This is a genomic window from Mycobacterium sp. NS-7484 (assembly GCF_001953975.1).
GTDB lineage: Bacteria > Actinomycetota > Actinomycetes > Mycobacteriales > Mycobacteriaceae > Mycobacterium.
In genome coordinates this window covers 23,159-35,119 of sequence record NZ_MBEJ01000052.1, presented here as the reverse complement: position 1 = coordinate 35,119, position 11,961 = coordinate 23,159, and the positions used below count along the sequence as shown (strand labels likewise).

General features: G+C 67.8%; 6 protein-coding genes. All 6 read left to right on the top strand.

Features of this window, described 5'->3' with window-relative positions; all coding sequences use genetic code 11:
- The first annotated feature begins 253 nt into the window (after positions 1-253).
- The 6 genes from A5733_RS09765 (at position 254) to A5733_RS09740 (ending at position 11,913) form a co-directional block, all read left to right on the top strand.
- Positions 254-1,165, top strand: a complete 912-nt coding sequence (locus A5733_RS09765; protein ID WP_076239970.1) for an alpha/beta hydrolase-fold protein — start codon at positions 254-256, stop codon at positions 1,163-1,165.
- 75 nt (positions 1,166-1,240) lie between these two features.
- Positions 1,241-1,684 (top strand): hypothetical protein, encoded by a 444-nt coding sequence (locus tag A5733_RS09760; RefSeq protein WP_067775464.1) that lies wholly within the window; start codon positions 1,241-1,243, stop codon positions 1,682-1,684.
- A gap of 42 nt (positions 1,685-1,726) precedes the next feature.
- Positions 1,727-2,743 carry a cutinase family protein gene (locus A5733_RS09755; RefSeq protein WP_076239968.1) on the top strand — a complete coding sequence of 339 codons (1,017 nt, stop codon included), beginning with the start codon at positions 1,727-1,729 and terminating at the stop codon, positions 2,741-2,743.
- A 233-nt stretch (positions 2,744-2,976) separates the two neighbouring features.
- Positions 2,977-4,866 carry a long-chain-fatty-acid--AMP ligase FadD32 gene (fadD32, locus tag A5733_RS09750; RefSeq protein WP_076239967.1) on the top strand — a complete coding sequence of 630 codons (1,890 nt, stop codon included), beginning with the start codon at positions 2,977-2,979 and terminating at the stop codon, positions 4,864-4,866.
- Between the two features lie 55 nt (positions 4,867-4,921).
- Positions 4,922-10,363 carry a polyketide synthase Pks13 gene (gene pks13 / locus A5733_RS09745; protein ID WP_076239966.1) on the top strand — a complete coding sequence of 1,814 codons (5,442 nt, stop codon included), beginning with the start codon at positions 4,922-4,924 and terminating at the stop codon, positions 10,361-10,363.
- Complete coding sequence (locus A5733_RS09740) at positions 10,360-11,913, top strand: acyl-CoA carboxylase subunit beta (protein ID WP_067775372.1); 1,554 nt, start codon at positions 10,360-10,362, stop codon at positions 11,911-11,913. The genes pks13 and A5733_RS09740 overlap by 4 nt, the downstream gene beginning before the upstream one ends.
- Positions 11,914-11,961 lie beyond the last annotated feature (48 nt).

Sequence of the window (11,961 nt, the reverse complement as noted above, 5' to 3'; positions counted from 1 at the left end):
GAACAGAGCGCAGGGCCCGCGTGCTGGGCGCCACCCCGAAACCGGGGGGGGGGGGCGCCCCCCCCCCCCGCCGCCGCCGCGGGGGGGCGGCCCCCCACCCCCGCGCCCCCCCCCGGGGGCCCCCCCCCCCCCGCGCCCCCGCCCGCCGTCAGTCGTTTCCAGCGTCGGGTGAAGCGGCGATGTGGTTCACTACAACCCGGGTTACGTGTGTGGGGGCACATCTGGGACCGACCGGCAGCAGGAGAGGTTGATGATGAGACGTGCGTTGAGCCTGACGCGGGCGATGCTGCTGGCCCTGCTGGCGCCGGTGCTCGGTGCCGGTCTGTGGGCCGTGTCCGCGACGACGGGCGCACCGGCTCGGGCTGACGGAGTCGAATACCTGATGGTGCCGTCGGCGGCGATGGGCCGCGACATCCCGGTGGCGTTCCAGAGCGGCGGCCCCCATGCGGTGTTCCTGCTCGACGCGTTCAACGCCGCACCCGACGTCAGCAACTGGGTCAACGCCGGGCACGCCATGACGACGCTGGCGGGCCGCGGTATCTCGGTGGCTGCGCCGGCCGGCGGCGCCTGGAGTCTGTACACCAACTGGGAGCAGGACGGCAGTAAGCAGTGGGAGACGTTCCTGTCCGCGGAGCTGCCGGACTGGCTGGCCGCCAACAAAGGCCTCGCCCCGAACGGGCACGGCATCGTCGGCGCCGCACAGGGCGGCACCGCGGCAGTGACCCTGGCCGCATTCCATCCCGACCGGTTCCGGTTCGCCGGGTCGCTGTCGGGTTTCCTGACTCCGTCGGCCACCACGATGAACGGTGCGATCACCGCGGGGCTGGCCCAATTCGGCGGCGTCGACAGCTATGGCATGTGGGGAGCCCCACAGCTGGGCCGCTGGAAGTGGCATGACCCCGACGTGCACGTGCAGTTGCTCGCCGATGCCAACACCCGGCTGTGGGTGTACAGCCCGGCCACGCTCACGTGTAGCGACCCGGCCGCGATGATCGGCGTCTGCGATCAGGCCCAGGGCAGCAACCGGGCGTTCTACCAGCACTACCGGGCCGTCGGCGGCAGCAACGGCCACTTCGACATCCCTGCCTCCGGTCAGCATGACTGGGGTAGCTGGGCGCCGCAGCTCGCCTACATGTCGGGTGAATTGGTCGCCACCATCAAGTAGCCGTCCGGGCAGGCCGCCGTAGTGACCAGAATCAGCTGCGCCGGGGCACATTTCACCAGCCGGTACGGTGGAAGCGTGCAGCACACGGTACGGTCGGCCACCCTGGTGGTAGCGGTGTCCGCTGCGTCGTTGCTCACGGGCTGCGATGCGGGCGGTGACATCATGGCGCCCCTCGTGTTGCCCACGTCCCAGGTCGGCGGGGCGCAGCCGCAGGCGGTGTCCGCGCAGCAGGGCCGTACCGGCCGGGTGGCCATCACGTCCCAGCAGCACGTCTATCTCGATGAGCTCAAGGCCGCGGGCATCGATCCGTCCAGTGAGCTGCTGGCATTGTCGATCGGCTCGTACGTGTGCCAGGCCCGCGCTGCGAAGCAGGGCGAGCAGGCGGTGCGGGATTTCGTCCTGCCCCTGGTGCGCAGTGATGTGCGCGACGCGCACTCCGGCCGGGCCGCGCCGAGCGCTGCCGAGATCGATGCCGCCGCCACCGATTACATCCGTATCGCCACCGAACATCTCTGCTGACCGCAGACCACCCAGCCCGTACGCGAGGAGCCCGAGTAACCCATGGCAAAAAACGCCGGCCGCAGGAAGCGTCACCGCATCCTGGCCCTGATAGCCGCTGCGGCAATGGCCCTCGTGGTGGTGCTGGTGGTCGCGGTCGTGGTGATCATCCTGCGTCGTCCGGAGACCCCTTCGGCCCCGCCTTCGGCCGAACCCCCGGCGGGCGTGCCCGGCGGCCCGTCGACGACGCGTAAACCGCGACCAGAGTTCCAGTCCGCGGACTGCCCCGACGTGATGATGGTCTCGATCCCGGGAACCTGGGAGTCCTCGCCCACCGACGACCCGTTCAACCCGACGCAGTTCCCGATGTCGTTGATGTCCAACATCACCCGGCCGTTGGCCGAGCAGTTCGGCCGGGACCGCCTCGAGGTGTACACCGTCCCCTACACCGCCCAGTTCCACAACCCGTTCTCCGCCGACAAGCAGATGTCCTACAACGACAGCCGGGCCGAGGGCATGCGCACCGCGGTCAAGGCGATGACGGAGATGAACGACCGCTGCCCGCTGACCAGCTATGTGATCGCCGGGTTCTCGCAGGGTGCGGTGATCGGCGGGGATCTGGCCAGCGACATCGGTAACGGTCGTGGTCCGGTCGACGAGGACCTGGTGCTCGGGGTGACGTTGATCGCCGACGGCCGCCGCCAGCTCGGTGTCGGGCAGGACATCGGCCCCAACCCGCCGGGCCAGGGTGCCGAGATCACGCTGCACGAGGTGCCGGTGCTGTCCGAGATGGGGCTGACCATGACGGGTCCGCGCCAAGGAGGCTTCGGGGCACTCGACAAGCGGACCAACCAGATCTGCGGCAAGGGCGATCTGATCTGTTCGGCGCCCGAGGAAGCGTTCTCGATCTTCAATCTGCCCAAGACGTTGGAGACGCTGTCGGGCAGCGCGGCCGGACCGGTGCACGCGCTGTACAACACCCCGCAGTTCTGGGTGGAGAACGGACAGACCGCCACACAGTGGACGCTGAACTGGGCCAAGGACCTGGTGGAGAACGCGCCGCATCCCAAGCACGGCTGATCGCGCCGCGCCGGATTTGTCCGGGACCATCACGGTCCCCTAACATTAAGAGAAAAATAAGAGCTTTGCGCGTCCGTCGCGGGTTGTATGTATTCATCAGGTGATCCGTGGGTCCGGAGCGCGCCCGGTACGATCGTCCGGGTTTGGGTACGTACCGGCCGCCGAGTGGCTGCGACGCACCGCCAGTGACGTGCGACAACGCGACGAGTACGGCTCTGACAGGAGAGTTTTAAATGCCGTTCATCAATCCGTTCATCAAGGACGGTCAGATCAAGTTCCCTGACGGCGCCAGCATCGTCGAACACGTCGAGCGCTGGGCCAGGGTCCGTGGTGACAAGCTGGCATACCGCTTCCTGGACTTCTCCACCGAGCGGGACGGCGTCGCCCGCGACCTGACCTGGGCGCAGTTCAGTGCCCGCAACAAGGCCGTGGCCGCCCGGCTTCAGCAGGTCACCCAGCTCGGTGACCGCGTCGCGATCCTGTGCCCGCAGAACCTCGACTACCTCGTCGCCTTCTTCGGCGCGCTCTACGCCGGCCGCATCGCGGTGCCGCTGTTCGACCCGTCCGAGCCGGGCCACGTCGGCCGCCTGCACGCCGTGCTGGACAACTGCCACCCGTCGGCGATCCTGACCACCACCGAGGCCGCCGAGGGTGTGCGCAAGTTCTTCCGCAGCCGGCCGGCCAACCAGCGTCCCCGCGTGATCGCCGTCGACGCGGTGCCCAACGACGTCGCCGCCACGTGGGTCAAGCCGGACCAGCCCGACGAGACCACCATCGCCTACCTGCAGTACACCTCGGGGTCCACCCGCATCCCGACCGGTGTACAGATCACCCACCTGAACCTGGCTACCAACGTCGTGCAGGTGGTCGAGGCGCTCGAAGGCGAAGAGGGTGACCGCGGCCTGTCCTGGCTGCCGTTCTTCCACGACATGGGATTGATCACCGCGCTGCTGGCGCCGATGATCGGCCACTACTTCACGTTCATGACCCCGGCCGCCTTCGTGCGTCGTCCGGAACGCTGGATCCGTGAGCTGGCCCGCAAGGAAGGTGACACCGGCGGCACCATCTCGGTGGCGCCGAACTTCGCCTTCGACCATGCCGCCGCGCGTGGTGTTCCGAAAGACGGCACCCCGCTGGACATGTCGAACGTCAAGGCGGTGCTCAACGGCAGCGAGCCGATCTCGGCGGCCACCGTGCGCCGCTTCAACGAGGCGTTCGGGCCGTTCGGCTTCCCGCCCAAGGCCATCAAGCCGTCCTACGGTCTGGCCGAGGCCACGCTGTTCGTCTCCACCACGCCGAGCTCGGAAGAGCCGAAGATCATCACGGTCGACCGCGACGAGCTCAACAACGGACGCATCGTCGAGGTCGCCTCGGATTCCCCCAAGGCCGTGGCCCAGGCCTCGGCCGGCAAGGTCGGGGTGGACGAGTGGGCCGTCATCGTCGACGCCGAGAGCGCGACCGAGCTGCCCGACGGCCAGGTCGGCGAGATCTGGATCAGTGGCCAGAACATGGGCACCGGCTACTGGGACAAGCCCGAGGAATCTCGTCTCACGTTCCAGAACATCCTCAAGTCGCGTACCAGCCCGTCGCACGCCGAGGGTGCCGCCGACGACGCCACCTGGGTGCGCACCGGCGACTACGGCGCGTTCTACGACGGTGACCTCTACATCACCGGCCGCGTCAAGGACCTGGTGATCATCGACGGCCGTAACCACTACCCGCAGGACCTGGAGTACTCGGCGCAGGAGGCCAGCAAGGCCGTCCGCACCGGGTACGTGGCGGCCTTCTCGGTGCCGGCCAACCAGCTGCCCGACGAGGTGTTCGAAAACGCGCACTCGGGCCTGCACCGCGACCCCGACGACACCTCCGAGCAGCTGGTGATCGTGGCCGAGCGGGCACCCGGCGCGCACAAGCTCGAGGTCGGCCCGATCACCGACGACATCCGGGCCGCGATCGCGGTGCGCCACGGCGTCACGGTGCGCGATGTGCTGCTGACCGCCGCCGGCGCCATCCCGCGTACCTCCAGCGGCAAGATCGGCCGGCGGGCCTGCCGCTCGGCGTACCTCGACGGATCGCTGCGCAGCGGCAAGATCGCCAACGCGTTCCCCGACGAGACGGACTGAGCCTCAACCAGGCATCTGCTGCCCGGCGCCCCCGCACGACGAAGGTGACTTGAACATGGATGACACCCAAAGCAATTCGAATCTTCCAGAAGGCACCGGGGCGCCGGCGTCGCGCCCTGACCTGACGGTCAACGAGATGCGCGAGTGGCTGCGCAAGGCGGTGGCCAACGCCACCGGACAGTCACCGGACGCGATCGACGAAACCACGCCGCTGATCGAGCTGGGCCTGTCCTCGCGCGACGCGGTGGCCATGGCCAGCGACATCGAGGACCTCACCGGTGTGACGCTGACGGCCACCGTGCTGTTCCGGCACCCGACCATCGAGTCGCTGGCCAGGGTGATCATCGAGGGCGAACCCGAACCCGAGGACACCGGTGACGAGGACTGGTCGCGCGAACGCGATGTGGAAGACATTGCGATCGTCGGTGTGGCCACCCGGTTCCCGGGTGACCTGAACACCCCGGACCAGATGTGGGAAGCACTGCTGGCCGGCAAGGACTGCATCACCGACCTGCCCGAGGGCCGGTGGGAGGAGTTCCTCGACGAGCCGCGGATCGCCGAACGCGTCGGCAAGGCCCGCACCCGTGGTGGCTACCTGTCCGACATCAAGGGTTTCGACTCCGAGTTCTTCGCGCTGTCGAAGATGGAAGCCGACAACATCGACCCGCAGCAGCGCATGGCGCTGGAGCTGACCTGGGAAGCGTTGGAGAACGCCCGGATTCCGGCGTCGAGTCTGCGCGGCGAGAGCGTCGGGGTGTACATCGGCAGCTCCACCAACGATTACAGCTTCCTGGCGATGAGCGATCCGTCGATCGCCCACCCCTACGCCATCACCGGCACGGCGAGCTCGATCATCGCCAACCGGGTGTCCTACTTCTACGACTTCCGCGGGCCATCGGTGGCGGTGGACACCGCGTGCTCGAGCTCGCTGGTCGCCGCCCACCAGGGTGTGCAGGCGCTGCGCTCGGGTGAGGCCGATGTCGCGGTGGTCGGTGGCGTCAACGCGCTGATCACCCCGCTGGTGACGGTCGGCTTCGACGAGGTCGGTGGCGTGCTGGCGCCGGACGGCCGGATCAAGTCCTTCTCGTCGGACGCCGACGGCTACGCCCGCTCCGAAGGCGGCGGCATGCTGGTGCTCAAGCGAGTTTCCGATGCCCGCCGGGACGGCGACCAGATCCTGGCCGTCATCGCCGGTAGCGCGGTCAACCACGACGGCCGGTCCAACGGCCTGCTCGCCCCGAATCCCGATGCGCAGGAAGCGGTTCTGCGTAAGGCGTACAAGGACGCCGGGATCAACCCGCGCAGCGTCGACTACATCGAGGCGCACGGCACCGGCACCATCCTGGGTGATCCGATCGAGGCCGACGCGCTGGGTCGGGTGGTCGGCCGCGGCCGCGATGCGGACAAGCCCGCTCTGCTGGGTGCGGTGAAATCGAACCTGGGCCACCTGGAATCGGCGGCCGGTGCGGCCAGCCTGGCCAAGATGGCGTTGTCGCTGCAGCACGGCAAGCTGCCGCCGTCGATCAACTACGCCGGGCCCAACCCGTACATCGACTTCGACAAGGAACACCTCAAGGTCAACGACACCGTCTCGGACTGGCCGCGTTACAGCGGCCACGCCGTCAACGGGGTGTCCGGCTTCGGCTTCGGCGGGGCCAACGCGCACCTGGTGTTGCGCGAGGTGCTGGCCTCGGATCTCGTTGAGCCCGAGCCGGTTTCGGAGCCGACGGAGGACAAGTCGGCGTCCGCCGACGCCGACGCCGTGTACGTCGGTGGTGTGCGGATGGACGAGTACGGCGAGTTCATTCACGACGACGATGAATCGGGTGGCGGCGATGGCGAATATCCCGCGTATGACGAGGAGAATTACGAACTCCCCGGCCTGACCGATGAGGCCAAGCGGCTGATCGAGGCGGCCCGCGCGGAGCTGGCCGCTGCCGACGCCGAGAACCCCGTCAAGAAGGTTGTGCCGCTGGCGGTTTCGGCGTTCCTGAGCTCGCGCAAGAAGGCCGCGGCGGCGGAGCTGGCCGATTGGATCGACAGTGAAGAGGGCCGGGCGTCGTCGCTGGAATCCATCGGGCGCTCGCTGTCGCGGCGCAACCACGGCCGGTCGCGGGCCGTGGTGCTGGCCCATGACCATGATGAGGCGATCAAGGGCCTGCGGGCCGTCGCCGAGGGCAAGCAGCATCCGAGCGTGATCTCGTCGGATGGGCCGGTGACCAACGGCCCGGTGTGGGTGCTGGCCGGTTTCGGTGCGCAGCACCGCAAGATGGGCAAAGAGCTGTACCTGCGCGAGCCGGTCTTCGCCGAGTGGATCGACAAGGTCGATGCGCACATTCAGGACGAGCGCGGGTACTCCATCGTCGAGCTGATCCTCGACGACGCGATCGACTACACCAACGAGACCTGCGAATACCCCATCGAAGTGGTCCAGACGGTGATCTTCGCCATCCAGGTCGCGCTCGGCGAGTTCCTCAAGGCTCACGGCGCCAAACCCGGTGCGGTGGTGGGTCAGTCGCTCGGTGAGGCGGCCGCAGCCTACTTCTCCGGCGGCCTGAGCCTGGCCGACGCCACCCGCACCATCTGCTCGCGTGCCCACCTGATGGGCGAGGGCGAGGCGATGCTGTTCGGCGAGTACATCCGGCTGATGGCCTTGGTCGAGTACTCGGCCGACGAGATCAAGACGGTGTTCGCCGACTACCCGGGCCTTGAGGTGTGCGTGTACGCCGCCCCGACCCAGACCGTGATCGGCGGTCCGCCCGAGCAGATCGACGCGATCATCGCCCGGGCCGAAGCCGAGGGCAAGTTCGCCCGCAAGCTGCAGACCAAGGGCGCCAGCCACACCCAGCAGATGGACCCGCTGCTGGGTGAGCTGTCCGCGGAAATCCAAGGCATCGAAGCGCATCCGCTGCAGACGGCGTACTTCTCCACCGTGCACGAGGGCAAGCTGATCCGCGCCGGCGCCGAGCCGATCCACGATGTGGAGTACTGGAAGAAGGGGCTGCGGCACAGCGTCTACTTCACCCACGGCATCCGCAATGCGGTGGACAACGGACACACCACGTTCCTGGAGCTCGCGCCGAACCCCGTGGCGCTCATGCAGGTGGGGCTGACCACCGCGTCGGCCGGATTGCATGACGCGCAGCTGATCCCGACCCTGGCCCGCAAGCAGGACGAGGTCACCTCGATGGTCACGGCCATGGCGCACCTTTTCGTGCACGGCCACGATCTGGATTTCCGGACGCTGTTCCCGCGTCGCTCGACCGGCCTGGCCGGTGCGCTGGACTTCGCGAACATCCCGCCGACGAAGTTCAAGCGCAAGCCGCACTGGCTGGAGGCGCACTTCACCGGTGACAGCTCGGCCGTCATGCCCGGCAACCACGTCGCGACGCCGGACGGCAAGCACGTCTGGGAGTACGTGGGCAAGGACACCGATCTGGCCGCGCTGGTGAAAGCCGCTGCCGCGCAGGTGCTTCCGGATGCCAAGCTGACGGCGTCCGAGCAGCGCGCGGTGCCCGCCCAGGGTTCGCGCCTGGTCACCACGCTGACCCGGCATCCGGGTGGTGCCTCGGTTCAGGTGCATGCCCGGATCGATGAGAGTTTCACGCTGGTCTACGACGCGATCGTGACCCGCGGTGGTGCGGCCACGGCCCTGCCGACCGCGGTCGGCGCCGGTGTTGTCGCCGAACAGGTTTCGGCTGCACCGGCCCTGGCCGAGCCGGAGCCCGAGGATGATGCGGAGATTCTGTCCGACAACCTCACCAAGGGCGCCGGCATGGGCGCCGGCTTCGAGAAGTGGTCGCCGGATTCCGGTGAGACCGTCGCGCAGCGACTGGGCACCATCGTCGGCGCGGCCATGGGTTACGAACCCGAGGACCTGCCGTGGGAGGTGCCGCTGATCGAGCTGGGCCTGGATTCCCTGATGGCGGTGCGGATCAAGAACCGCGTCGAGTACGACTTCGACCTGCCGCCGATCCAGCTGACGGCGGTCCGCGACGCCAACCTGTACAACGTCGAAGAGCTCATCAAGTACGCGATCGAGCACCGCGACGAGGTCGATCAGATCGCCGAGTCCCAGAAGGGTAAGACGGCCGAGGAGATCGCCGCCGAGCAGTCCGAGCTGTTGGGTGGTGCGTCCACGGTCGCCGAGCTGGAGGCCAAGCTGGCCGAGGCGAGCGGAGCGACGGGGGAGGACGGTGGGCCGGATCCGGCTGCCGAAGCCGCCGCCACCGAAGGTCTGGAGATCCCCCCGCCGCCCACCGATCCGAATGGCCCGGCCATCCCGGCCCCGCCGTCGGATCCGTCGGGACCGTCGGCTCCAGTCGGCCCCAGCAAGGCCACCGCGGCCGCGGCCGCGGCCAAGGTGCTGACCCAGGAGGCGGTCACCGAGGCGCTGGGTGCCGACGTGCCCCCGCGTGATGCGGCCGAGCGGGTCACCTTCGCCACGTGGGCCATCGTCACCGGCAAGTCGCCGGGCGGCATCTTCAACGAGCTGCCGTTCGTCGATGTCGAGACCGCGACGAAGCTGTCCGAGCGGCTCTCTGAGCGTGCCGAGGGCACCGTGACGGTCGATCAGGTCCGGGCGGCCAAGACCATCGAAGAGCTGTCGACGATCGTGCGCGATCAGCTCGAAGAGGGTGTGGTCGATGGATTCGTGCGTACGTTGCGGGCACCGAAACAAGGCGGCTCGCAGGTGCCGCTGTTCGTGTTCCATCCGGCCGGTGGATCCACGGTCGTCTACGAGCCGTTGATGAAGCGCCTGCCCGCCGACACCCCGGTGTACGGCATCGAGCGAGTCGAGGGCTCGATCGAGGAGCGCGCGGCCGAGTACGTGCCCAAACTGCTGGAGATGCACAAGGGTCCGTTCATCTTGGCTGGCTGGTCACTGGGCGGGGCGCTGGCCTATGCCTGTGCGATCGGCCTCAAGCAGGCCGGCGCCGATGTCCGTTTCGTCGGGCTGATCGACTGCGTGCGCCCCGGTGAGCCGATCGATCAAAGCCAGGCCGGCATGCGGGCCCGCTGGGACCGCTACGCCCGGTTCGCCGAGCGCACCTTCAACGTCGAGGTTCCCGAGATCCCCTACGAGGAGCTGGAGAAGCTCGACGACGAGGGCCAGGTGAAGTTCGTCCTGGAGGTCGTCGCGCAGAGCGGCGTGCAGATCCCCGGCGGGATCATCGAGCATCAGCGCACGTCGTACCTGGACAACCGGGCGCTGGACACCATCGAGATCCAGCCCTACGACGGCCACGTCACCCTCTACATGGCCGACCGGTACCACGATGACGCCATCGTGTTCGAGCCCGCGTACGCCACCCGTAAGCCCGACGGAGGCTGGGGCGACTACGCCTCGGATCTGGAGGTCGTGCACATCGGGGGTGAGCACATCCAGGCGATCGACGAGCCGTACATTGCCAAGGTTGGTGCCCACCTGAGTGAGGCGATCAACCGTATCGAGAGCGAAGCGACAATGTCGACTGCGGAGAGCGAGAGCAAGTGACGAACAAGACCACCGCTGAACTGCTGGCGGAGCTCCGCGAGAAGCTGGAGATCGCTGCCGATCCGGGCGACGAGAAGGCCAAGGCCCGTCGGGACAAGAAGGGAATTCCGTCCGCACGGGCCAGGATTCACGCTCTGCTCGACCCGGGCAGCTTCCTGGAGATCGGCGCTCTGGCCAAGACGCCGGGGGATCCGAACGCATTCTTCGGCGACGGCGTGGTCACCGGGCACGGCACCATCAACGGTCGTCCGGTCGGTGTGTTCAGCCACGATCAGACGGTGTTTCAGGGCTCGGTCGGTGAGATGTTCGGCCGCAAGGTGGCCCGGCTGATGGAGTGGGTGGCCATGGTGGGCTGCCCCATCATCGGCATCAACGACTCCGCCGGCGCCCGTATCCAGGACACCGCGACCTCGCTGGCCTGGTACGCCGAGCTCGGCCGCCGGCACGAGATGCTGCGCGGGCTGGTTCCCGAGATCTCGCTGATCTTCGGCAAATGCGCCGGCGGCGCGGTCTATTCGCCGATCCAGACCGACCTGCTGGTGGCCGTGCGCGATCAGGGCTACATGTTCATCACCGGCCCGGACGTGATCAAGGACGTCACCGGCGAGGAGGTCACCTTCGACGAGCTCGGCGGTGCCGATGTGCAGGCCCAGCGCGGCAACATCCACAAGGTGGTCGAGTCGGAGGCCGCGGCCTACCAGTACGTGCGCGACTACCTGAGCTTCCTGCCGTCGAACCACTTCGACAATCCGCCGATCATCAATCCCGGCCTGGAGCCGGAGATCACGCCGCATGATCTTGAGCTGGATTCCATCGTGCCGGACGCCGACAACATGGCCTACGACATGCACGAGATCCTGCTGCGGATCTTCGACGACGGCGATGTTTTCGAGATCGCCGATCAGCGTTCTCCCGAGCTGATCACCGCATTCGCCCGGGTGGACGGTCACCCGGTCGGGGTGGTCGCCAACCAGCCGATGAACATGTCGGGGGCCATCGGCAACGAGGCCTCGGACAAGGCGGCCAGCTTCATCCGCTTCTGCGACTCCTACAACCTGCCTTTGGTTTTCGTGGTCGACACCCCCGGCGCCATGCCGGGTGTGGCCGAGGAGACCGGCGGCATCATCAAGCGTGGTGGCCGGTTCTTCAACGCCATCGTCGAGGCCGACGTGCCGAAGGTGACCGTGATCATCCGCAAGGCCTACGGCGGCGGGTATGCGGTGATGGGTTCCAAGCAGCTGACGGCCGACTTGAACTATGCCTGGCCCACCGCGCGCATTGCGGTGATCGGTGCCGAAGGGGCGGCACAGCTGCTGGTCAAGCGGTTCCCGGATCCGACTGCGCCGGAGGTGCAGAAGATCCGCGCGGACTTCATCAAGGGCTACAACGACAACATGGCCACGCCGTGGATCGCGGCCGAGCGCGGGTACATCGACGGCGTCATCCAGCCGCACGAGACCCGCTTGCTGCTGCGCAAGTCGCTGAAGCTGTTGCGGGACAAGCAGAACGGTCCCAAGGTTCAGCGCAAGCACGGCCTGCTGCCGCTGTAGTTTGCCTCGGCCGACAATCGCACAGCCTTACTCACAAGCGTGTAATTC

Coding starts and splice junctions, on each gene's coding strand:
- A5733_RS09765 (WP_076239970.1), top strand. CDS start 254: ATGAGACGTGCGTTGAGCCTGACGCGGGCGATGCTGCTGGCCCTGCTG.
- A5733_RS09755 (WP_076239968.1), top strand. CDS start 1,727: ATGGCAAAAAACGCCGGCCGCAGGAAGCGTCACCGCATCCTGGCCCTG.
- fadD32 (WP_076239967.1), top strand. CDS start 2,977: ATGCCGTTCATCAATCCGTTCATCAAGGACGGTCAGATCAAGTTCCCT.
- pks13 (WP_076239966.1), top strand. CDS start 4,922: ATGGATGACACCCAAAGCAATTCGAATCTTCCAGAAGGCACCGGGGCG.